We start from the raw sequence: 22043 nt of genomic DNA, 5'->3' as shown, positions 1-22043 counted from the left end.
TCCTTGCCGTGGACCAAGAGGTCGACGCGTAGGCCTTCTCGCCCTTTCAACTTCAATGACGTCGATGGCGCCTGGCTAGGCATGCCCGGCACCGGCGAGAAGCCCAGCCTTGTCGCTGTCATTGCGTCGAGGAATGACTGCGGCGCACCCAACTTGAGGTGCTTGCGTGCAGCAAGGTCCACATCTTGGGTTCGCCCTGCAACGACTTTTGCACCCAACTCATTGAGCCAGGCCATGTATGCCAGTGTTCCAACCAGAACGAGGCCCGCCTCAAGCAGGTTCCGATTGTGCAACTCGACCAGGACGCTGGCGACCCCCTTGTCGGCCACCTGAAAACCAAGAGTCCGGAGGTTGCGGACCTGCGCGCTCGCCCACTGCGCAAATTCAATCTGCCGCTCGGCCTCGGCAAGCGCATCCCGGTCGCCGTCCTTGGCAATCAGTTGCTCCGATTTTGTCCCGGGCACCGGGTAGTAGACCCTGTACCAGTAGGCGTAGCCCGTACCGTCGCGCTTGACGAGCGTACCGGGCGTACCGGGAAGCAGTGGTGCGCCGGACGAACTACGCTCCTTCAGTTCAGCGTACTGCGTTCGGAAGGCCAGTTCCTGCAGGCGAAAGAGAGGGTTCGGGAGCGGCATCGCGGAAGTTACCCGACAAAACGTCATTTTAGTGGGTAAATTCGTGCGCTGCGGGCCGGGCGCGGCGCCGTTGTGTTCCTCGCCTACAGGTGAAGCTCGCGCGTCCCTGGGACTTCCGCTCCTGGCCCGCATTCTGCCCTTGGCCGCGTGGTGAAGTTCACAAGGCAATGACCATGTTACTCAGGCAGCGCCGAGCGTCTGAAGTGGCCGTTCACGGCGGCGCGACTACCAGGAGGCACCGTAGGTTCATCTCGTCTTGACTCTGTGGCAGCGCGCGATGGCAGCAGCAGAGACACCTCCCGCAAGCGCTGGTGCGCAGTGCCTTCCCACGCAATGGGCTGCTGATTTTTCGCATGCAGATAGTGATGGGTGAATACCGCCAGGTAGGCCTCCAGAGTTTGCTCGGCAACGCGTTCGCCCGCCAGGTTCATGCACAGGGCGGCCACCTCGCTGGTGCAGAAGTGGTCGTCGCGGCCGGAGCGGCGCAGCTTGTATTGCGATATCTGGTCAGGCTCTAGGCTTAGCACCGGCAGGTGGTCCAGGTAAGGGCTTCTTCGGAACATCTTGCGGGCCTCGGACCAGGTCGCGTCCAGGAGAATGAACAGCGGGCGCTTTTCGGCATCACTACGGAGGCTGTCAGGCGGCTGAACGGTGCGCACCACCCGCTCGGGCGCCGCGTACTGGCCCGGAAACACCACATAGGGTTGCCACTGCGGGTCGCCCAGCAGGGCCAGAAGAGCGGGGTCGGTTTCGGTGCGCGTCCAGCCGAAGGCAAAGGTATCGGGCACCACATCGGCGACCAACCAGCCCGTGTTGCTCGGCTTGAGCGGCTCTATGTCGGCCATGAGCAGGCACACCCCTGCGCGTGTCGTCAGCGAAGGGCGAAAAGCACACATGCAGTGGCTGGGTACCAACCGGCAGTCCGCGCAGCGCTCGCGCTTGAAACCACCACGGGCGAGAAAGGGTTTGGCGCTGCGCGCTAGACGCGCGGCGCGCAGGTGGGAGACGGCGTGGGGCATGCGGAGATTCTCAGCCATGCTTGCAATCGACCTCATCGGTTGAAAAGTGCCTTCATCGAGGGCCAGCGCCGGTGCAGGTGCATTTGATTGAGTGGATGGTCTTGGCCGCGTGCAGCCTTGTCCATGCCCCTTTCCCGAACACCCAGACGCCATCACCAGTGACAAATCGGACAGTGCCCCAGAGAATCTAGCCTGGAGGTTGGCTGCTTACGCGGTGCTGGTACGGAGCCGACGCTGTACACGTTGCGCCAAGTCTTGGCGCTAAGGAGCGAGAAATGACGACCACAACGAGTCATGCCCCCACGACAGACCCCAAGTCCTGCAAGACCTTCGCCGAGTTCTACCCCTTCTACCTCGGGGAACACAACAACCGCACTTGCCGCCGCTTGCACTTCGTCGGTTCCACCCTGGCCCTGGTTTGCCTGGCAATGCTCGTAGCAACTGGGCGGCTGCAGTACATCCTGTACGCGCTGCTGTGCGGCTACGGTTTTGCGTGGGTCGGTCACTACGTGTTCGAGAAGAATCGGCCGGCGACCTTCAAGCGCCCTCTGTATAGCCTGGCGGGCGACTGGGTGATGTACCGCGACATCTGGGCCGGCCGCATTCCGTGGTGACGCACGCCGTCCACGCAGTGACGCCTACATCCGCGCCGGGTCCGCTCCTGGGCCGGCTGCGGCCGGTCAAGTCTTCCTCAGTACTCGTCAGGTGGATGGCTTGGGCAATCCGTAACCCAACTGGCGCTCGTGCCGTATTGAGAGCAACACCACTTCTCGCTCGGAATGGGCGTAGAGCACTACGTGGCGAGCCAGCACCAGCTCCCGCAGCTCGGGCTGGCCAAGTGCTCGGGCAATTTGCTTTGCCTGCTCCGCTTGAAACTGCCCCCAACCCGACCTGGCGTCAAGGAATCGAGCAGGTCGGCCGCTCGTGGGCGCAAAGGAGAGAAGTGCCCGTGCTTTCACCACCTCGACCTGCAATTTCTTGAAGCGCACCGACGCAGAAGCGGCGTCCTGTTCCTCCATGAAGATACGTGCAGTGTGCAGGCATACCAAAAAGTTCGGAACCGCCCGAACCCTCGCGTTGACGGGAATGCTCACGGCGCCGATGCGACGCCGAGTGCCTGGTCCAGTTCCTCGTCAGACACGAACTGCCCCGCCAAGGCCTGCCGTAGGCCGGTGATGGCGTCTTCAGCCAGCACGAGGTTGGCGTGCTCCGACTCCAGCGCATGATAGTAGTCCAGCCGGCGTGCATCGACCAAGGCCACGTAGCTCGCACCGTTCTTGGTCAGTACTTTCTCAGAGCCGCTGCCCACCACGTCTTCGGCCAGCTCGGTGAGCCGGGCGCGCGCTTCGCTGATGGGAACAATGTCTGATGCTCTCAATGACATATAGCAATATCCGTTAAGGGTTGCGTTAATGCCAGTCTAGCAGCCAAACCTGTTCCCTGCAATCGCCGTCGGAGATGCTCGGCCCCCCGAAAGTCCCCAGTTGGCCGGGTCCCGCCTCACGGCTCGGGCGATTGTGCCGCTGCATCGGCCGCAAGACGACGTTGGCGTCCGCTCGCCGTTGCCGGCGCGGCGCACCTGGAGCAAGATGACGTCCGCCGCTTCCAAGGAGGCTGGTCATGAATGCACTGGGGCATCGGATTCCCCCTCCGTTTGTCGCGCTGATTACAGCCCCTGTTAAGGTGGTTGGCATCACTGCTCCCTCCGGATGCCCGACCGAATCGTCGTCATTGACGCCATCCCAACCTTGCCGAACGGCAAGATCGACCTGCGCGCACTGGACCGGTTGGCAACCGTTGAAACGAGCGACAGCGATGGCATACCCCCAAGAACTTTGCTTGAGATGCGCATCTCCACTTTGTGGGCCAAGCACCTGAAGCTCGAATCCGCCTTCATTGACTCAGACTTTTTCGAGTGCGGCGGCGATTCTCTTTCTGCGATCTCGTTGGTCCACGACATCAACAGGGTTCCAGGCACCAGATTGCCTGTGCAGAGTGATGGCGACGGCAGTGGCCCTCCCTTGGGGGGACGACAAGCTCAGCCGAGCCAGTTGATGATGCTGGCCTCCCCAGGAGGTCGCCATGAACGTCTCAGGCCCGCAAAAGTTTGCCGTACTGCTCGTGAAGTTCTCGGACACTGCCGGCACCCAGCAGCATGACCGTGCCTTTTACGAAGATATGTTCGTCACCCGCGGCACCGGTGGTCTCAATGACTACTGGCTGGAGACCAGCCTCGCGAACATCAGTTTGGATGGCTCATGGGTCGCCGAATGGAAGACCCTGAATACGACCCAGGCGACATTCCTTGCAACACACCCCAGTCGCTGGGACAAGATTCAAGGCGCAATCGATGCCTTCGGCGTCAATCGGTCAGAGGTTGCCGGCGTCGTAGCCATCTTCAACGCCCCGCTCGGCGATGCGGGCAGCTGCGGTCCCGGCAGTGGCGTGCTCTGCGGGCCCGAAGACCAGAACCTCACGTTCTTCGCCCACGAGACGGGCCACGTGCTGGGGTTCGAGCACTCCTTCGATACCTCGGACCGGAGGCTGATGTCCTGGTCACAGTTGGGCGAGTACTACGACGACTACGACGTCATGAGCGCGATGAACGTCAACAGCGACAGCGGGCACCGCTTTTCACCTCGCGGGCCGCTCCTTTGCGCCGCTAACATGATGCGCGCGAACTGGATTCCTCAGGCCCGTATCTTCCGGCCACCGAACATTGCCAGCAGCGGAGTCTATGACGTCGAGCTCAACGCTTTGGGCCCCGGGACCAACGCCGGCTTCGTGGCTGCGGAGGTCGGAGGCCTCATCGTCGAGTTCCGGATGGACGACGGGTTCGACGCGGGCCTCGCGCGCCCAACGGTCCTCATCCACCAGCCGGCCGACCCGAATGCGGTCATCCTTGATTCCAATGCCAAGTCCCACAACCATGAATGGCAGCCGGGCCAGCGCTTCGAAGCGCCCGTCGAAATCCTGGGTCGCAAAGGCGGGACCTTCGTCGAGGTCGTCAGCATCGACCCCAGAGGCAGGAAGGCGCATGTGCGCGTCCAGCACGTCGCTGTGCGGCCGCCGCTGTATTTCGAGGCAGAACGGCTCATTCTGGGACCCGGTCACACGCTTGTGACAATCAGGGACGGCCGCATCGTGCCAATCCCGGAGCCGGACCCTCGCCTGGTCGAACTGTTCGCCTCTGACTTGGAGCAGCGACTTGAGGACAAGCTCAATTCGTTGCTCGACCAGAAGCTCGCCGCAATAGGACGCGGAATGGAAGGCGTCCAGTTCAGGCACGGGGTGTAACGGAACGCAGGGTGAGGGACAACCGCCGTGCCCCAAGGCGCGTAGCGCAAACCTTGAACGAACTCACAGAAAGACGGGCTCACGTCTTACAAACGCGTGGCTGCTCCTCTAAGACAAAAGCACTCTAAATGTGCGATTTTCACATTTGGACCCTCAGGAGCACCAAATGACGAATTCGAACGATCCCCGGTCGACGCCAGGCCAAGGAGCTTCCAAATGAACGCGGTCGCGGAGCCCCTGGCCGACCCCTCGCCGATTGCCTTCGGAAGCCTCATCGATCTCGCGATGCTGCGACTCGGCACCACGGCAGAGATTTGCGATGCGTGCAACACCATCAACCTGGGGTCTGCGCGTTGGTGCAAATGCTGTTCGCACAAGCTGCCGGCCTTCTATATCGCCAAGGGGCTGAAGCCTGCGCGGCGCCAGCCCCCTCGCCGTCGGTCCAGATGCCGCGGCGGGTGTGGGCCATGGACTTCGCTGCCTTCTGGATCGTGATCAATTCGCTTGTGATCGTCACAGCACGGATACCTGTGCCCTCGCAGCACCTGCGCAGAGCACACCATCGACGTGATCCGTCACAGCGGTCGTTGATCGACGACCACCACACGGCGTTGCCCGTGCCGAGGGCATCTTGACCGGCCTCAATGGATCAGCGCGACCGCCACACCCGCGGCGACATAGTCGCCCTGCGCCGACTTGAGGGCGATGCGCCCGGCGCGATGCGCCGTCACCTGCATCTCCATCTTCATGGCTTCCATCGATGCGATCGCGTCGCCCTTCGCGACGGTGTCGCCGTCGGCCACCTTCCACGACTGAAGGGTGCCGGCGATCGGTGCGGGAACAGCGGCGGGGTCCGCCGCGACCGTGGCATCGACAGCCGCTGGCGATTCGCCGCCGCCCGCGGACTGCATCCCGCGCAGCAGTCCGGCCGGCAGGCCCAGCGCCATCCGGCGGCCATCGATCTCCAGCGCCGTGCGCACCAGCGCGACCTCCGCCAGCGGCTCGGGCCGCACCGCCGCGGCCAGCGTGTTCGCAAAGTCGGTCTCGATCCAGCGGGTGTGGACCTTGAAGGCATCGGCAGAGACGAAGTCGGCGTGTTCCATCACCGCGCGATGGAAAGGAAGCACCGAGGGCACGCCTTCGATGCGGAACTCCTTGAGCGCACGGCGGGCACGGGCGATGGCTTGCGCGCGCGTGGAACCGGTGACGATGAGCTTGGCCATCAGCGAATCGAAAGTGCCCGGCACCGTCGAGCCCGACAGCACGCCGGTGTCGACGCGCACGCCGGGGCCCGAGGGCGCCTCGAACAGGCGCACCGGGCCGGGCGCCGGCAGGAAGCCGCGGCCGACGTCCTCGGCGTTGATGCGGAACTCGAAGGCATGGCCGCGCGGCGCCGGCGTCCCGGTGACCGATAGCGGCAGGCCGTCGGCAATGCGCAGCTGTTCGACCACCAGGTCGATGCCCGTGGTTTCCTCTGTCACGGGATGCTCCACCTGCAGGCGCGTGTTGACCTCCAGGAACGAGATCGTTCCCGAGGGGCTCAGCAGGAACTCGACCGTTCCGGCGCCGACATAGCCGGCGCGCGCGCAGACATCGCGCGCGGCCTGGTGGATGCGCTCGCGCTGGGCGTCGCTGAGAAACGGCGCCGGTGCCTCTTCCACCAGCTTCTGGTTGCGCCGCTGCAGCGAGCAGTCCCGCGTGCCGAGCACCACCACGTGCCCGTGCGTGTCGGCGATGACCTGCGCCTCGACATGGCGCGGACGGTCGAGGAACTGTTCGACGAAGCACTCGCCGCGGCCGAACGCGGTGACCGCCTCGCGCACCGCCGATTCGTAGAGGTCGGCGACCTCGTCGAGGCGCCACGCGACCTTGAGCCCGCGCCCGCCGCCGCCGAAGGCCGCCTTGATGGCGATCGGCAGGCCGTTCTTCTCGGCGAAGGCCACGACCTCCTGCGCGTCGCGCACGGGCTCCGAGGTGCCGGCGACCAGCGGCGCGCCGACCTGAAGCGCGATCTTGCGGGCCTGCACCTTGTCTCCCAGCGCTTCGATGGCCGCGGGCGGCGGGCCGATCCAGGTCAGCCCGGCGTCGATCACGGCCTGCGCGAAGCGCGCGCTCTCCGAGAGGAAGCCATAGCCCGGGTGCACCGCGTCGGCGCCGCAGCGCGCCGCCACGGTCAGCAGCTTGTCGATGTCGAGGTAGGTGTCGGCCGGCCGCTGGCCATCGAGACCCCAGGCCTCGTCGGCCATGCGCGCATGCATCGCATCGAGGTCGGCATCGGCATACACGGCGACCGACTGCACGCCGTAGTCGGCACAGGCGCGCACGATGCGCACGGCAATCTCGCCGCGGTTGGCGATCAGGACTTTTTTCATGGGGTGTCTCTCGAGACGGAAAGGGTGGACGGGTGGAAGGCGCGGATCGGGTTGAAGCGCACGCTGGCGCCGATCGGGATCTGCCCGGCGCGGTCGAGGTGGTACGGGGCCACGGCGCCGATCACCGGGTAGCCGCCGGTCAACGGATGGTCGGCCAGGAACAGCACCGGCTGCCCGCTCGGCGGCACCTGGATGGCGCCCAGCGCCGTGCCTTCGCTCGGCAGTTCGCCGGGATTGGCGCGCGCCAGCGGCTGTTCGCCCGCCAGGCGCAGCCCGACGCGATTGGACTGCGGCGTCACGGTCCACGACTGGCTCGCGAGCAGCGCGATCGCCTCGGGCGTGAACCAGTCGGTGCGCGGGCCCATCACGACGTCGAGCACGACGACGCCCCCTGCGGTGGGCAGGTCGGCGGGCGCCGGTTCGGGCAGGCCGACCACGGCGCCGCGTGCGACCGGTCGCACGCCCAGCAGGTCGCCGGCCTGGACCGGCGGCGGCCCGACGTGGGCCAGCGTGTCGGTCGAGCAACTGCGCAGCACCGGCGCCACGGCGAAACCGCCGCGCAGCGCGAGGTACGTGCGGATGCCGGCGACGGGCTCGCCGAGCGTCACGGTGTCGCCGTCTGACAGCGCCACGGCTTCGTAGCGGCGCAGGTTCAGTGCGGCGCCGGCAGCGGTCACCAGGCGAACCGGCGCGTCGGCGCCGGTGAAGGCCGCCACGGCCTCGCCGCGGCAGACGAACTGGAAGCCGCCATAGACGAGTTCCAGGCAGGCCGTGTCGGCGGGATTGCCGACCAGCCGGTTGGCTGCGCGCAAGGCGCCCGGGTCCATGGCGCCCGAGGCCGACACGCCCTGCCCGGCCTGGCCATGCCGGCCCAGGTCCTGGAACAGGGCCTGCAGGCCGGTGGCCAGCACCTGCAGCGCGGCGCCGCCGGGCAAGGAAGCGACCGGCTGCTCGACCGGCGCGATCCGCGCCGTCGGCGGGGCCGCCGGCTGCCGGCCGGACGCGTCCACGAAGCGGACCTTGAAGCCGGGCTGCAGCAGCGCCGGCACCTCGCGGCCCAGGTCCCACATCGGCGTCGCGGTCACGCCGATGATCTGCCAGCCGCCCGGGCTGGCCTGCGGATAGACGCCACTGAACGGGCCCGCCAGCCCGACGGCACCGGCCGGGATGCGCGTGCGCGGCGTCGTGCGGCGCGGCACGTTCAGGCTCGGGTGTCCGCCGCTCAGGTAGGCGAAGCCCGGCGCGAAGCCGGTGAAGGCCACGCTGTAGTCGCTGCCGGTGTGGCGGCGGATCACTTCTTCGCGCGAGATCCCCAGCATCTGCGCCACCGCCTCGAGGTCCTCGCCCTGGTAGTCGACGGGAATCTCGATCCGCGTGGCCGCGCGCGCCACCGGCGTGTGCAAGCTGCGGCCGCCGATGCGCGCCACGAGCGCCTCGTGCGACACCATCGTGGGGCGATAGCGAACCAGGAGGGTGCGCGCCGCGGGCACCAGTTCCTCGATGCCGGCGATCGGCTCGGCCTGCAGCGATGCGAGCAGGGCCAGCGTCTGCGCCAGGTCGTCAAGCTCGACCAGGAGCGCATCCAGGTTGACGGGCAGGAATCGCATCATCGCGTTGTGCCTCCGGCTTCGGCTTCGGCATCAACAAAGGGGCGAATGGCCACGCCCGAGCGCTCGAGCAGGCTGCGCACCTGCCGCGCCATCTCGACCGCGCCAGGGCTGTCGCCATGGACGCAGATCGAATCGGCCTCGATGCGCACCCTGCTGCCGTCGATGGCCTCGACCACGCCCTCGGTCGCGAGGCGCAGCATGCGCGCCGCCACTTCCTGCGGATCGTGCAGCACGGCGTCCTTCTCGCGGCGCGACACCAGCGATCCGTCCGGCATGTAGGCGCGGTCGGCGAAGGCTTCGGCCACCGTGCGCAGCCCGCTCGCCCGGGCCCAGCCGAGCAGCGGCGAGCCGGCCAGGCCGACCAGCGCCAGCCCGGGATCGATCGCGCGGATGGCGGCGATGACGTCGCGCGCCTGCCGCGGGTCGTGCGCGATGGTGTTGTAGAGCGCGCCATGCGGCTTGACGTAGCGCACCGCGGTGCCGGCGGCCGTCGCCAGGCCCTGGAGCGCACCGATCTGGTAGATCACGTCCGCCACCAGGTCGGCGCTGGCCAGGTCCATGTTGCGGCGGCCGAAGCCGGCCAGGTCGGGGTAGGCGACGTGGGCACCGACCACCACGCCGAGCGCCTGCGCGCGGCGCAGCGTCTGCAGGATGCCGGCGGCGTCGCCGGCATGGAAGCCGCAGGCCACGTTGGCGCTGCTCACGATGCCGAGCATCGCCTCGTCGTCGCCCATGCGCCAGGCGCCCAGGCTCTCGCCGAGGTCGCTGTTGAGGTCCATCTTCATCACGGCAACCTCAGCGGAACATCAGGAAGTACAGCAGGAACACGTTGCAGGTCAGCAGCGTGAGCGCGGTCGGCACCTGGGCGCGGATCACGGCGTTCTTGTCGGGCAGTTCCAGCAAGGCCGCGGGCACGATGTTGAAATTCGCCGCCATCGGCGTCAGCAGCGTGCCGCAGTAGCCCGAGAGCATGCCGATGGCGGCCATCACCGCCGGGTTGCCGTGGTACATGCCGACCAGGATCGGCACGCCCACGCCGCCGGTCATCACCGGGAAGGCCGCGAAGCCGTTGCCCATGATGACGGTGAACAGCGCCATGCCGACCACGTACACGGCGACGGCGAAGAAGCGCACGTCCATGTTGATGTAGCTGGTCGTGATGTGGGCCACGGCCTTGCCCACGCCGGCATCGGAGAACACCAGCCCCAGCATGCCGAGCATCTGCGGCAGCACCAGCGCCCAGCCGAGCGCATCGGTGAGGCGGCGCGACTCGCGGATGCCCTGAACCGGCGTTTCCCTGGTGAGCAGGCAGGCCAGGCCGAGCGCGAAGAGGCAGCCGATGCCCAGGCTCACCAGGGTGGTGTTCTTCGGGTCGAGCAGGGGCGTGCCGCCGAACACGAGGTACTTGGCCGACAGGGTGCCGACCATCGTGACCAGCGGGATCGCCAGCGCCGGAATGAACAGCTTGTTGCCCAGGCGCCTGGCGCTGGCCGCGTAGTCGGCCGCGCTGCGATCGCTCTGGCGGCCGACGCCGACACCGCCGAAGGCGGCGATCAGCGCCATCACCACGACGCCGACGCCGACCCAGACCGGCGGCACCTGGTCGCCGACCAGGAACACCAGCGAATAGAGGCCCCAGAAGAAGGCGCTCGAATAGCGCTTGGGATGCTGGCGGTCCCTGAGCGTCATCAGCGCCGTGATGGCGAGGATGGCGCCGACCAGATAGTAGAGGTGAACGATCGAGAGCGTCATGATCAGGCGCCCTTCACGGCGACGAGGCCGTCAGCGGCGGGCGCATCGCCGCCGAGTTCGCGCGCCAGCATCCGGTCGAGCCGGCGCAGCCGCCAGGCATGGATCAGAAAGGCACAGGTGGCGGTCGGGATGCCCCACAGCGCGACATGGATCGGCTCGACGTCGACGCCGGCCTCGCGCAGGAAGGTGGTCATCAGCACGATGGCGCCAAAGGCCACGAAGATGTCTTCGCCGAAGAACAGGCCGACGTTGTCGGTCGCCGCGGCGTAGGCGCGCAGCTTGTGGCGGATGCGGTCCGGCAGCTTGCCGTAGCGCGCCTCGGCCGCGCCCTCGGCCATCGGGGCCAGCAGCGGCCGCACCATCTGCGGGTGTCCGCCCAGGCTGGTGAGGCCGATCGCGGCCGTCAGCTGCCGGGCGCCCAGGTAGACGATCAGCAGGCGGCCAACCGTCGCCGACTTGATCGTGCTGATCCAGTTCTGCGCGTGCTGGCGCAGCCCGTGCCGCTCCAGCAGCCCGATCACCGCCAGCGGCAGCAGGATGATCAGCGGCAGGTTGCGCGTCTTGATGAAACCGGTGCCGATGGTCGCCAGGATCTTGTCGACCGGGAAGTGAGCGGCCAAGGCGGTCACGATGGCGGTCACGATCACGACCAGCATCGGATTGAAGCGCAGGATGAACCCCGCGATGATGACGGCGACCCCGAGCAGGGGCCACAGGTTGATGTCGGTAGGCAAGGCAGTTACTCCTGGATGAAGGGTGGATGACTCAACAGAAGGAATAATGGATTGAGTCAAAGGCATTGGATTGTTGAACAATCCGATGAAATTTGCTTGCAACTTGCGTGCCAATTTCTAAGTAATAACCCGAATCTTGTTGAGCAGTGAAGGGGGATCTGGGGGAAACATCGGTTACAACCTGGGGCCAATGAGCCTTGCCACGCCCCCTTCTCCCGCCATCCAGACGCTCAGCGAGCGTGTGGCCGAGCAGCTGCGCCTGAAGATCACCCAGGGTGAGTTCTCGCCGGGCCAGCGGCTGTCGGAGCAGGTCCTGAGCGACAGCCTGGGGATCTCGCGCAACACGCTGCGCGAGGTGTTCCGCATGCTGACCAAGGACGGCCTGGTCAAGCACGCGCCCAATCGCGGGGTGTTCGTGGCCATCCCCAGCATCGCGTCGATCATCGACATCTACCGGGTGCGCCGGCTGATCGAGTGCCAGGCGCTCGCGCAGGCCTACCCGCGCCATCCGGCCAAGAAGAAGATGCGCGAGGCGGTCGAGACTTCGCTGCGCTGCCGCGCCGAGGGCGACTGGCTGGGCGTGGGCACCGCGAACATGGCCTTCCACATGGCCATCGTCGAACTGGCCGACAGCGAGCGGCTGAACCAGCTGTTCGCACCGGTGCTGGCCGAGCTGCGGCTGGCCTTCGGGCTGCTGCGCGATCCCGAGTTCCTGCACGCCCCTTACGTCGACATGAACGTGAAGATCCTGGAGCTGGCGGAAGCCGGCGACTACGCGGGCGCCGCCGCGGCGCTCAACGACTACCTCGTGCACTCCGAGCGCATCGTGCTGGCGGTCTACGCGAGGCACATCAGCGACGCCGGCTGGGAGAACGGGGCCCCGGCAAGCCGCCCGTAGGCGCGGCCATCTGGACGAAGGCCCGGGAGTCGACGCATGATGTGACGCCGTGCTTGCGGACCGAAGGCCCATGACGACAACCGATGCCCTGAAGAATCCGATGGCGACGCCGGCGCTCCCCGCGCAGCGGATCAGCCAGGAGGTGCTGCTCGAGAAGTACGCCAAGGACGGCGAGCGCAGCATCGACGACGTGCGCCGCCGGGTGGCACGGGCGCTGGCGCAGGCCGAGAAGGCCGAGCTTCGCGCCCTTTGGGAGCCGCGCTTCCTGCAGGCGCTGCAGGACGGATTCCTGCCCGCGGGACGCATCCAGTCGGCGGCCGGAACGGATCTTTCCGCGACCCTGATCAATTGCTTCGTGCAGCCGGTGGGCGACGCCATCTCCGCCGAGGAGGACGGCCATCCGGGCATCTACGTGGCGCTGACCGAAGCCGCCGAGACCATGCGCCGCGGCGGCGGCGTGGGCTATGACTTCTCGCGCATCCGGCCGCGCGGCGCCTGGGTCGCCAGCACCCGGTCGAGCGCATCGGGGCCGGTGTCGTACATGCGCGTGTTCGACCGTTCCTGCGAGACCGTCGAATCCGCGGGTGCACGGCGCGGGGCGCAGATGGGCGTCCTGCGCTGCGACCATCCCGACATCGAGGAGTTCGTCCATGCCAAGGACCAGGGCGACCTGGCCAACTTCAACATTTCGGTCGCCGTGACCCATGCCTTCATGCAGGCCGTGCAGGACGACCAGCCCTTCGAGCTGGTGCACCGGGCGGCACCCGGACCGCGGCTTCGGGCCGGCGGCGCCCGCCAGCGCGAAGACGGCCTGTGGGTCTATCGGGCGCTGCGCGCCCGCGATCTGTGGGATCAGATCATGCGCTCGACCTACGACCATGCCGAGCCCGGCGTGCTGTTCCTCGATCGCATCAACGAAGACAACAACCTGTCCTATTGCGAGACCCTTGCGGCCACCAATCCTTGCGGCGAACAGCCGCTGCCGGCCTACGGCTGCTGCTGCCTCGGCTCGATCGACCTGACGCGCCTGGTGCGCGCGCCCTTCGCGCCCGAGGCGCGCTTCGACGAGGAGGCCTTCGCGCGGCTGGCGGCCGTGGCGGTCCGGATGCTCGACAACGTGCTGGAGATCAGCTTCTGGCCGCTCGAGCGCCAGCACGCGGAGGCCCGCAGCAAGCGGCGCATCGGCCTCGGCTTCACCGGGCTGGGGGATGCGCTGGCGATGCTGAACCTGCGCTACGACAGCGCCGCCGGCCGCGAAGCCGCGCGCCGCATCGCCGAAGTCCTGCGCGACGCCGCGTACGAGGCGTCGATCGACCTGGCGGCCGAGCGCGGCGCCTTTCCACTCTTCAACGCCGACCTCTACCTGAGCCGCGGCACCTTCGCGTCGCGGCTGCCGGGCCCGCTCGTCGCACGCATCCGGGCCGGCGGGATCCGCAACTCGCACCTGCTGTCGATCGCGCCCACCGGCACCATCAGCCTGGCCTTCGCCGACAACGCGAGCAACGGGATCGAGCCGGCCTTCTCCTGGACCTACACCCGGCGCAAGCGCACGCCCGAAGGCACCTGGGAGGAGCACGTGGTCGAGGACCATGCATGGCGCCTGTTCCGGCAACTGAAGGGCGCGGACGCACCGCTTCCCCCGGCCTTCGTGACCGCGCTGCAGATGAGCGCCCAGGCCCATGTGGAGATGGTCGCCGCGGTGGCGCCCCTGGTCGACACCGCCATTTCGAAGACGGTCAACGTGCCGGCCGACTATCCCTACGCGGACTTCAAGGACCTGTACCTGCGGGCCTGGCGGTCGGGGCTCAAGGGCCTGGCCACCTACCGGCCCAACGCCGTGCTCGGCGCCGTCCTGAGCCCCCAGGGCGGCCCGCTCGCGCAGGAGCCCATGGCGGTCGATGCCGGCCCGCTGAACGCGCGCCTGATCCTCGAGCGCATGCCGCGGCCGGTGCTGGCGTCGCTGCGCTGGCCCGGGCGTCCGGAGCTGCCGGCGGGCAACGCCGCCTGGTCCTACATGGTCCGGCACCCGTACGGCGAATTCGCGCTCTTCGTCGGCGAGTTGTCGGAGGGCGGCAAGCCGGCGCCTTTCGAGGCCTGGGTCAACGGCGTCGAGCAGCCGCGCGGCCTCGGCGCGCTGGCCAAGACCCTGTCGATGGACCTGCGCGCGAAGGATCCGACCTGGGTGCGGCTCAAGCTGGAGCTGCTGGCCACGGTGCAGGAGGAGCGCTCATTCGAGATGCCCTTCCCGCCGCACGGGGAGCTGCGCCAGTTTCCCGGCGTCGTGGCGGCCACCGCGGCGGTGATCCGCTGGCGCTGCGAGCAGCTGGGCCTGTGGCAGGACGAGGAGGACCCGCCGAGCCCGGTGATCGATGCCCTGTTCAGCCGCGGCGAGCCGCAGACCGGCCCGAACGGAACCCTCGCCTGGGCGGTCGACATCCACAATCCGGCGAGCGACGAGACCTTCACGCTGACGCTCAAGGAAGTCTGGCTGCCGGACGCCCAGGGCGGCCGCGTCACCCGGCCCTGCGCCATGGGGCTCTCCGGCAACTACCCGAAGGCGCTCGATGGACTGGCCCGCGTGCTGTCGCTCGACATGCGCGTGCTCGATCCGGCGTGGATCGGCATGAAGCTGCGCAAGCTCCTCAACTACGCCGAGCCGCTGGGCCATTTCATGGCCCCCGTGCCGGGCCTGCCGAGCGGCCGTCAACGCCAGCAGGTCTGGCCGTCGACGGTCGCCTACATGGCACGGCTCATCATCCACCGCTACGCGATGCTGGGCGTGCTGGACGCCAAGGGCTACCCGGTGCAGGCGATGGGCATTCTGCAGGCGCCCGCGCAGGCCTCCGACCAGCCCGCGCCGATGCCGGGCGCCCGCTGCCCGGAGTGCGGCAACGCCACGATGATCCTCAAGGACGGCTGCGACTTCTGCACGGCCTGCGGCCACCTGGGCGGCTGCGGCCACTGAAGCCGGACCCGGCGAGCGGGTCGATTCCTCGGCTCGCCGGCACGTGACTCCCGGCGCTGGATCAAGCCATGCGCGGCGCGCTCCCCGACCCTCGATCGGCGGCGCGAAGGTGCGCGAGGAACCACTGCCGTTGGCGAAGACGACGAGGCCGCGCGGCGGGTCCATCAGGCACAGATCGCCTTCGAGCCTGTTCGGCCCGATCAGGAGGCGAGACGGGTTCGGCATGGGGATTCTCCTGAATGCAGTTTGCGTCCTGGCGCGGGATCCCGATTTGCGCTGGCGCAAGGAGCGACGGCCGGACGCCGTGCCACCGATTGAATGGAAATAGTGTGAGCGATCGTTAACAGACCGCCGGGCAGCCTTGTGCTGCCTGCCAGACTTCCTATGCTGTCTTATGAGGCTCGGCGCAACAGCCAACCACACCCACTGGACGAGCTCCAAACGATCGAAGAGGGCCTCGCATGCTGGCGTCAGAATGCACATGGATCGTCTTGCGGGCCGAGCACGCCCGCATCCGCGAGTTGCTGGATCGGATCCGCGCGGCATTGAACGCCGATGACTGGAAGCGTCATCGAATCACGGCCCGGCCCCTCGAGCTCGTCGACCGCCTCCAGACCTTCGACGAGGCCACGCATCGGCCAAAAGGCGTGGTTCTGCTCGACATCCTGCGCGGCAGGTCCCCGGAGGCCGACGAACTGCTGGACGGGCTGGAACTCGATCGCAAGCGCTGCGACGCCTTGCTCGCCCAGGCAAAGGCCGCACTGCGCCTCGTCGAATCGGGGGATGCGGAGGCCATCGATGCGGTTGAAACCCTGCTGTCCGAGCATGCCCGATTGATGCGTGGCCATCTGGAGCGGGAGGACACGCTGTTGCACCTTCAGATGGATCTCTTGCTCACTCGCGAGGAGTGGGCGACCGTGGTGTCGGGGATGTCTGACGCCATGCGCACGGCAAAGGGAATCGACGGCGGGCCGCGGACAACGAATCTCTACGATCTCGATACCCTGTGAGCTCGCCGCAGGCGCATCGAAGTCCTGCGTCACTCATTGATCTGCCTCAAGCAAAGTGCGCGGGTGCGAGGCTATTCTGGTTCGCATGAAATCGACGCCGCAGTGGTCCCTCGGCGCCAAGCTCGGCCTGGCCGCCGCGCCCTTTCTCTTCGTCGCGATGTGCTCGATCGGCGCCCTGCTATGGATGTCGTGGCAGATCGAGGGGGGCGCAGCATCCGTCAACGAGGCCGGACGCATGCGCATGCAGGCCTACCGCATGGCGCTATCGGCCGGCACCGCCGACACGCAGGCCTTGCCGGGGCAGCTCGCCGAATTCGATCGCGCCATTCAGTTGCTGCGGCTCGGTGATCCGGAGCGGCCCTTGTTCGTGCCATGGGACGACCAGGTCCGCCTGCGATTCTCGGAGGTCGAGCGCGAGTGGGCCAGGTTCCGCTCCCTTCTCGCAGACGCGCCCGGACCCGAGGCCGCGAGGGCGCTGGGCCAGAACGCCGCGGATTTCGCGTCCCACGTCGACATGTTCGTTGCCGCGATCGAGTCTCATCTGTCACGCTGGACGTCGATCATGCACCTGCTTCAGGTCGCCATGCTGGGCATGGCGCTGATCGGCGCGGCAACATTGGTCCACACGGGATACCGCTTCATCCTCGAGCCGGTGGGCCTGCTCAAGCAAGCGATCCATCGCATCCAGGCCGGCGACTTCGGCGCCCGCGTGGATTGCGCCACCACGGACGAGTTCGGCACGCTGGGCGCGGGCTTCAACGGCATGGCCGGGCAGCTGCAATCGATGTACCGAAACCTCGAGAGCCGCGTGCAGGAGAAGACGGCACAGCTGGAGAAAGAGCGCGAACGCCTGGAAAGCCTCTACGAGATCACCACGCTGGTCAACAAGGCCACCACGCTCGACGAGGTGGCGCAGGGATTCACGCGGGAGTTCGCGCGCATCGCCCGGGCCGACGGCGTGGCCTTGCGCTGGTCAGACGAGAGCAACAGCCGCTACCTCATGCTCGCCTCGCAAGGGTTGCCGACGGCCATGGTCGAAGCCGAGCGCTGCGTGAAGGCGGACGCGTGCCAGTGCGGTACGCCAGCCGCGCCCCAAGGCGCCCGCGTGATCCCGATCCGGGCCATGGCGCCGGCTCGCATGCGCCATTGCGCGCAGGCAGGCTTCGAGACCGTGGTGGCCGTGCCGATCCGGCTCCACGACCGGCTGATGGGAGAGGTGGACCTCTTCTTCCACGCGCGGGTGGCCGTCTCCGAGGCCGAGCGCTCGCTCTTCGAATCCCTGACGGTCCATCTTGCGGGCGCCATGGAGAACCTCAGGCTCAACGCACTCGGCCTGGAGGCGGCCATCTCGGAGGAGCGCGGCTTCCTGGCGCGGGAGCTGCACGACTCCATCGCCCAGGCGCTCGCCTTCCTGAAGATCCAGGTGCAGCTGATGCGGGATTCGATGGCCAGCGGCGATGAACAGCAGGCGCAGCACGTGCTGGACGAGATCGATGTCGGCGTGCGCGAGTGCTATGGCGATGTCCGCGAACTGCTCCTCCACTTCCGCACCCGGGCCAATACCGAAGACATCGAGCCCGCGCTGATGACGACGCTGCGCAAGTTCGAGCACCAGACCGGCCTGCAGGCCAGCCTGCAGATGCTGGGACAGGGCATGCCGCTGGAGCCCGCGACGCAGATCCAGGTGCTGCACATCGTGCAGGAGGCCTTGTCCAATATCCGCAAGCATGCCCGCGCCTCCCACGTGTGGCTCGATGTCCAGCAGCAGCCGCAATGGCGGCTGGAGGTACGGGACAACGGCCGAGGCTTCGCGACCGAAGCCGGGGCGGTCGACGAAACAAACGTCGGCCTTCGCATCATGGCGGAGCGCGCGGAGCGCATGGGCGCCAGCCTGGAGGTATCTTCGAGACTGGGCCACGGCAGTTCCGTGGTTCTGACCTTGCCTTGAACACCTTGACCTGCAAAATCCGAATCCTGGTCGTCGACGACCACACGCTTTTCCGTCGCGGGCTCACCGCGCTCCTGCAGCGGGATGCAGAGTTCGAAGTCGTCGGCGACGCCGCGGATGCCGGCGAGGCTCAGCGGCGCGCGCAGGCCTTGCAGCCCGACGTGATCCTGCTCGACAACCATCTGCCCGGCGTCACCGGCGTCGATGCGCTGCCGGCCCTGCGCGAGGCCGCACCGGCAGCGCGCGTGCTGATGCTGACCGTGAGCGAAGACGCCGAAGACCTCGCCGGCGCCCTGCGTGGCGGCGCTTGCGGCTACCTGCTGAAGACGGTGGAGGGAGAGGTGCTGTCCGCGGCCATCCGGCGCGCCATGCGCGGCGAGAGCGTGATCGCGGAAGAAATGACCAGCAAGCTGGTGGATGCCTACCGGAGCGCGGCGGCGCCGCGCCCGGCGGCGGTGGCCGAGCCGGAGGCGCCTGCTTCCGCCGTCGATTCGCTGTCGCCGCGCGAGCAGGAGATCCTCGGCAAGATCGCCCGGGGCCAGGGCAACAAGGAGATCGCCCGCGCGCTCGGCATTGCCGAAACCACCGTGAAGATCCACGTGCAGCACATCCTGCGCAAGCTCGATGTGAGTTCGCGCGTGCAGGCTGCCGTTATCGCAGTCGCGCACGGCCTGGGTTGATCCAGCGCAAGCGCCTCGCATTCTCCCGCGTCGGTAGTTCTTCATGACGATGCGGCGCGTGCGCCGCCTCGTCACTGTGCCTCCGGCCGGCAGTCACTCCGAAGGATGCCGCCGCGGGCCTCCGGTCCCTAGAGTCCTCTCATGCACAACGAGCGGACGCGACAATGAGCAAGAAGAGCCAGGCCCTGGCGGTCCTGATGGTCAGCACGCTGGCATTCACCGTGTGCTTCATGGTGTGGATGATGTTCGGCGTGATCGGCATTCCGATCAAGAAGACGCTGGGCCTCAATGCCACCGAGTTCGGCCTGCTGACCGCCATGCCGGTGCTGGCCGGATCGCTGGTCCGCGTGCCCCTGGGCATCTGGACCGACAAGTACGGTGGCCGCATCGTCATGACGCTGCTGATGGCCGTCACCTTGCCGGCGATCTGGCTCATGAGCTACGCCACCGCCTACTGGCATTTCCTGGTGATCGGCCTGTTCGTGGGACTGGCCGGCGGCTCCTTCTCGGTCGGCACGCCCTATGTCGCACGCTGGTTTCCCAAGAACCAGCAGGGCTTCGCGATGGGCATCTACGGCGCCGGCAACTCGGGCGCGGCCGTCAACAAGTTCGTCGCGCCGGCGCTGGTGGTGGCCTTCGGATGGGCCATGGTGCCGCAGGTCTACGCGGCCGTCATGCTCGGCGCGATGCTCCTGTTCTGGATGTTCAGCGCCAGCGACCCCGCGCACCTGGTGCCGAGCAACACCCGCTTCGTCGACCAGCTGCGCGCGCTGAAGGACCCGAAGGTCATCAAGTACTGCCAGTACTACAGCATCGTCTTCGGCGGCTATGTCGCGCTGAGCCTCTGGATGGTGCAGTACTACATCGGCGAGTTYGGCCTCGACATCCGCGTGGCCGCGCTGCTGGCCGCCTGCTTCTCGCTGCCGGGCGGCGTCTTGCGCGCAGTGGGCGGATGGCTCAGCGACCGCCATGGCGCGCACTCGGTCACCTGGTGGGTGATGTGGGTGAGCTGGATCTGCCTGTTCCTGCTGAGCTATCCGCAGACCGACTTCACGGTGGCGACCGTGGACGGGCCGAAGACCTTCCACCTCGGCCTGAACGTCTATGCCTTCACCGGCCTGATGTTCGTGCTCGGCATCGCCTTCGCCTTCGGCAAGGCGTCGGTGTTCAAGTACATCGCCGACGACTTCCCGTCGAACATCGGCACCGTCAGCGGCATCGTCGGCCTGGCCGGCGGCCTGGGCGGCTTCGTCCTTCCGATCATGTTCGGCGCGCTAATGGACATCACCGGCATCCGTTCCAGCGCCTTCATGCTGATGTACGGCGTGGTCTGGGTCTCGCTGATCTGGATGTACTGGACCGAGGTGCGCGGCACCGAGGTCATGGGCCGGCACGCACGGGACTTCAGCCTCAAGGGCTGATCCCACCAACCTCCGCAGGCACCCTTCATGAACACCACTCCCCATGCAGGCGCGGCCCCGCGCCCTTCCACCGGCACCGACATCCCCGACTGGCGTCCGGAGGACGAGGCCTTCTGGGAATCCACCGGCAAGCGCATCGCCTACCGCAACCTCTGGATCTCGGTCCCCTGCCTGCTGTGCGGCTTCGCGATCTGGGGCATGTGGGGAATCATCACGGTGCAGATGCTGAACCTGGGCTTCCCGTTCAGCCAGGCCGAGCTGTTCTCGCTGACCGCCATCGCGGGCCTGGCCGGCGCGACGATGCGGATCCCGGCCTCGTTCCTGATCCGCCTCGCCGGCGGGCGCAACACCATCTTCCTCACGACCGCGATGCTGCTGGCCCCCGCCATCGGCACCGGAATCGTGCTGCAGCACAAGGACTGGCCGCTCTGGGCCTTCCAGCTCATGGCGCTGTGGTCGGGCGTGGGCGGCGGCAACTTCGCGAGTTCGATGTCGAACATCAGCACCTTCTTTCCGAAGCGGCTGCAGGGCACGGCCCTGGGCCTCAATGCCGGCCTCGGCAATTTCGGCGTCACCAGCATGCAGATCGTGATCCCGCTGGTCATGACGGTGGGCCTGTTCGGCGCCTTCGGCGGAGAGCCGATGACGCTGGTGAAGGACAGCGGCTGGATCTTCGGCAAGATCCTGGCCGGCACGCCGACCTGGATCCAGAACGCCGGCTTCGCCTGGCTGCTGTCCCTGGTTCCGCTGGCGGCCGTGTGCTGGTTCGGCATGAACAACCTGAAGACGGTGTCGCCCGACACCGGCGGCACCCTCGTCGCCTTCCTCAAGATCATCTGGCTCTACACGCTGTCCTTCGTGCCCGCGGGCGTCGGCCTGTATCTCTACCTGCCGGCGCCGACCGGTCTGGGCCTGCTCAACATGTGGGCGGCCATGCCGCTGATCATCGTCGGCACGCTGCTGATGATGAAGGTCACGGCCTTCGGCACGATGGCCGAAGGCGTCGCCAAGCAGTTCGAGATCTTCCGCAACCGCCACACCTGGGCGCTGACGCTGCTCTACATCGTGACCTTCGGCTCCTTCATCGGCTTCTCGATGGCGCTGCCGCTGTCGATCACGGTGATCTTCGGCATCAGCCATGTGCCGGATGCGGCGGGCGTGATGCAGCACACGCTGAAGAACCCGAATGCGCCCTCGGCCTTGACCTACGCGTGGATCGGCCCTTTCGTCGGCGCCCTGGTGCGGCCGGTCGGTGGCTGGATCTCCGACCGCATCGGCGGCTCGATCGTCACCCAGATCATCTCGGCGGTGATGGTGGCCGCCTCGGTCGCGGTCGGCTACGTGATGCTGCTGGCCTACCGGTCGCCGGCGCCGGAGCAGTACTTCCTGCTGTTCATGGTGCTGTTCGTGGTCCTGTTCACGGCCAGCGGCATCGGCAACGGCTCGACCTTCCGGACCATCGGCGTGATCTTCGACCGCCAGCAGGCCGGTCCGGTGCTGGGCTGGACCTCGGCCGTGGCCGCCTATGGCGCCTTCGTCGCGCCGGTCGTGATCGGCGCGCAGATCAAGGCCGGCACGCCCGAGATCGCCATGTACGGCTTCGCGGCGTTCTACGCCCTTTGCCTCGTTCTCAACTGGTGGTTCTACCTGCGCCCGGCGGCGTACGTGAAGAACCCCTGAGCGCCCTCTTTCCGGAGACATT

19 protein-coding genes are annotated in these 22043 nt (G+C 67.3%); 10 read left to right on the top strand and 9 right to left on the bottom strand.

The annotated features are described in order from the left end of the window. Together AC1D2E_RS13845 and AC1D2E_RS13840 are read right to left on the bottom strand one after the other, a co-directional pair. A partial coding sequence (locus tag AC1D2E_RS13845; protein ID WP_478197921.1) for a GSU2403 family nucleotidyltransferase fold protein occupies nt 1-635 on the bottom strand: 635 nt, incomplete at its 3' end. Nucleotides 636-811: 176 nt separating this feature from the next. Then, the gene (locus tag AC1D2E_RS13840) at nt 812-1654 is read right to left on the bottom strand and encodes a tRNA-uridine aminocarboxypropyltransferase (protein WP_478197920.1); all 843 of its coding nucleotides are present in this window, start codon (nt 1652-1654) and stop codon (nt 812-814) included. 275 nt (nt 1655-1929) lie between these two features. Between AC1D2E_RS13840 and AC1D2E_RS13835 the strand changes: the two genes are divergently transcribed. Beyond that, nucleotides 1930-2268, top strand: a complete 339-nt coding sequence (locus AC1D2E_RS13835) for an Mpo1-like protein (protein ID WP_478197919.1) — start codon at nt 1930-1932, stop codon at nt 2266-2268. Between the two features lie 87 nt (nt 2269-2355). Here AC1D2E_RS13835 and AC1D2E_RS13830 read toward each other — a convergent pair whose 3' ends face one another. Together AC1D2E_RS13830 and AC1D2E_RS13825 are read right to left on the bottom strand one after the other, a co-directional pair. After that, nucleotides 2356-2748 carry a hypothetical protein gene (locus AC1D2E_RS13830; RefSeq protein WP_478197918.1) on the bottom strand — a complete coding sequence of 131 codons (393 nt, stop codon included), beginning with the start codon at nt 2746-2748 and terminating at the stop codon, nt 2356-2358. After that, nucleotides 2745-3038: a type II toxin-antitoxin system Phd/YefM family antitoxin gene (locus AC1D2E_RS13825; protein ID WP_478197917.1), complete on the bottom strand. Its 294-nt coding sequence runs from the start codon at nt 3036-3038 to the stop codon at nt 2745-2747. Before AC1D2E_RS13825 ends, AC1D2E_RS13830 begins: the two co-directional genes overlap by 4 nt. A gap of 325 nt (nt 3039-3363) precedes the next feature. Between AC1D2E_RS13825 and AC1D2E_RS13820 the strand changes: the two genes are divergently transcribed. Further along, nucleotides 3364-3813, top strand: coding sequence for a phosphopantetheine-binding protein (locus tag AC1D2E_RS13820; RefSeq protein ID WP_478197916.1), 450 nt, complete (start codon nt 3364-3366; stop codon nt 3811-3813). Next, a complete protein-coding gene (locus AC1D2E_RS13815; protein WP_478197915.1) occupies nt 3737-4951 on the top strand; it encodes a metallopeptidase domain-containing protein in 1215 nt (404 codons plus the stop codon). Before AC1D2E_RS13820 ends, AC1D2E_RS13815 begins: the two co-directional genes overlap by 77 nt. A gap of 641 nt (nt 4952-5592) precedes the next feature. Here AC1D2E_RS13815 and AC1D2E_RS13810 read toward each other — a convergent pair. The 5 genes from AC1D2E_RS13810 to AC1D2E_RS13790 are packed head-to-tail and all read right to left on the bottom strand — an operon-like array spanning nt 5593 to nt 11419. Continuing rightward, complete coding sequence (locus tag AC1D2E_RS13810; protein ID WP_478197914.1) at nt 5593-7323, bottom strand: acetyl/propionyl/methylcrotonyl-CoA carboxylase subunit alpha; 1731 nt, start codon at nt 7321-7323, stop codon at nt 5593-5595. After that, complete coding sequence (locus AC1D2E_RS13805) at nt 7320-8930, bottom strand: 5-oxoprolinase subunit B/C family protein (RefSeq protein WP_478197925.1); 1611 nt, start codon at nt 8928-8930, stop codon at nt 7320-7322. Before AC1D2E_RS13805 ends, AC1D2E_RS13810 begins: the two co-directional genes overlap by 4 nt. Further along, complete coding sequence (locus tag AC1D2E_RS13800; RefSeq protein ID WP_478197924.1) at nt 8930-9718, bottom strand: LamB/YcsF family protein; 789 nt, start codon at nt 9716-9718, stop codon at nt 8930-8932. The genes AC1D2E_RS13805 and AC1D2E_RS13800 overlap by 1 nt, the downstream gene beginning before the upstream one ends. A gap of 10 nt (nt 9719-9728) precedes the next feature. Beyond that, the gene (locus AC1D2E_RS13795; protein ID WP_478176211.1) at nt 9729-10685 is read right to left on the bottom strand and encodes a DUF979 domain-containing protein; all 957 of its coding nucleotides are present in this window, start codon (nt 10683-10685) and stop codon (nt 9729-9731) included. A 2-nt stretch (nt 10686-10687) separates the two neighbouring features. Next, nucleotides 10688-11419 carry a DUF969 domain-containing protein gene (locus AC1D2E_RS13790; RefSeq protein WP_478197913.1) on the bottom strand — a complete coding sequence of 244 codons (732 nt, stop codon included), beginning with the start codon at nt 11417-11419 and terminating at the stop codon, nt 10688-10690. Between the two features lie 190 nt (nt 11420-11609). Here AC1D2E_RS13790 and AC1D2E_RS13785 point away from each other — a divergent pair, with 190 nt between their 5' ends. From AC1D2E_RS13785 to AC1D2E_RS13755, 7 genes are all read left to right on the top strand, one after another. Then, nucleotides 11610-12317: a GntR family transcriptional regulator gene (locus tag AC1D2E_RS13785; RefSeq protein WP_478176213.1), complete on the top strand. Its 708-nt coding sequence runs from the start codon at nt 11610-11612 to the stop codon at nt 12315-12317. Nucleotides 12318-12387: 70 nt separating this feature from the next. After that, nucleotides 12388-15282, top strand: coding sequence for an adenosylcobalamin-dependent ribonucleoside-diphosphate reductase (locus tag AC1D2E_RS13780; protein WP_478197912.1), 2895 nt, complete (start codon nt 12388-12390; stop codon nt 15280-15282). A gap of 461 nt (nt 15283-15743) precedes the next feature. Beyond that, a complete protein-coding gene (locus AC1D2E_RS13775; RefSeq protein ID WP_478197911.1) occupies nt 15744-16292 on the top strand; it encodes a hemerythrin domain-containing protein in 549 nt (182 codons plus the stop codon). Between the two features lie 85 nt (nt 16293-16377). Next, nucleotides 16378-18240: a type IV pili methyl-accepting chemotaxis transducer N-terminal domain-containing protein gene (locus tag AC1D2E_RS13770; protein ID WP_478197910.1), complete on the top strand. Its 1863-nt coding sequence runs from the start codon at nt 16378-16380 to the stop codon at nt 18238-18240. A 5-nt stretch (nt 18241-18245) separates the two neighbouring features. Beyond that, the gene (locus AC1D2E_RS13765) at nt 18246-18920 is read left to right on the top strand and encodes a response regulator (RefSeq protein ID WP_478197909.1); all 675 of its coding nucleotides are present in this window, start codon (nt 18246-18248) and stop codon (nt 18918-18920) included. Nucleotides 18921-19084: 164 nt separating this feature from the next. Then, nucleotides 19085-20341 (top strand): MFS transporter, encoded by a 1257-nt coding sequence (locus AC1D2E_RS13760; RefSeq protein WP_478197908.1) that lies wholly within the window; start codon nt 19085-19087, stop codon nt 20339-20341. A 27-nt stretch (nt 20342-20368) separates the two neighbouring features. Next, the gene (locus AC1D2E_RS13755; RefSeq protein WP_478197907.1) at nt 20369-22021 is read left to right on the top strand and encodes an MFS transporter; all 1653 of its coding nucleotides are present in this window, start codon (nt 20369-20371) and stop codon (nt 22019-22021) included. Nucleotides 22022-22043: the final 22 nt, after the last annotated feature.

Source organism: Variovorax sp. P1_H2, from assembly GCF_056405295.1.
The sequence above is the reverse complement of the archived record's forward strand: the minus strand, read 5'-3'. Positions and strand labels throughout refer to the sequence as shown.

Bases quoted from the DNA above. Each gene is read 5' to 3' on its own strand.
- AC1D2E_RS13840 (WP_478197920.1), bottom strand. From the start codon at position 1,654: ATGCCCCACGCCGTCTCCCACCTGCGCGCCGCGCGTCTAGCGCGCAGC.
- AC1D2E_RS13770 (WP_478197910.1), top strand. From the start codon at position 16,378: ATGAAATCGACGCCGCAGTGGTCCCTCGGCGCCAAGCTCGGCCTGGCC.
- AC1D2E_RS13815 (WP_478197915.1), top strand. From the start codon at position 3,737: ATGAACGTCTCAGGCCCGCAAAAGTTTGCCGTACTGCTCGTGAAGTTC.
- AC1D2E_RS13805 (WP_478197925.1), bottom strand. From the start codon at position 8,930: ATGCGATTCCTGCCCGTCAACCTGGATGCGCTCCTGGTCGAGCTTGAC.
- AC1D2E_RS13810 (WP_478197914.1), bottom strand. From the start codon at position 7,323: ATGAAAAAAGTCCTGATCGCCAACCGCGGCGAGATTGCCGTGCGCATC.
- AC1D2E_RS13800 (WP_478197924.1), bottom strand. From the start codon at position 9,718: ATGAAGATGGACCTCAACAGCGACCTCGGCGAGAGCCTGGGCGCCTGG.
- AC1D2E_RS13775 (WP_478197911.1), top strand. From the start codon at position 15,744: ATGCTGGCGTCAGAATGCACATGGATCGTCTTGCGGGCCGAGCACGCC.
- AC1D2E_RS13825 (WP_478197917.1), bottom strand. From the start codon at position 3,038: ATGTCATTGAGAGCATCAGACATTGTTCCCATCAGCGAAGCGCGCGCC.
- AC1D2E_RS13785 (WP_478176213.1), top strand. From the start codon at position 11,610: ATGAGCCTTGCCACGCCCCCTTCTCCCGCCATCCAGACGCTCAGCGAG.
- AC1D2E_RS13835 (WP_478197919.1), top strand. From the start codon at position 1,930: ATGACGACCACAACGAGTCATGCCCCCACGACAGACCCCAAGTCCTGC.
- AC1D2E_RS13795 (WP_478176211.1), bottom strand. From the start codon at position 10,685: ATGACGCTCTCGATCGTTCACCTCTACTATCTGGTCGGCGCCATCCTC.
- AC1D2E_RS13820 (WP_478197916.1), top strand. From the start codon at position 3,364: ATGCCCGACCGAATCGTCGTCATTGACGCCATCCCAACCTTGCCGAAC.
- AC1D2E_RS13780 (WP_478197912.1), top strand. From the start codon at position 12,388: ATGACGACAACCGATGCCCTGAAGAATCCGATGGCGACGCCGGCGCTC.
- AC1D2E_RS13755 (WP_478197907.1), top strand. From the start codon at position 20,369: ATGAACACCACTCCCCATGCAGGCGCGGCCCCGCGCCCTTCCACCGGC.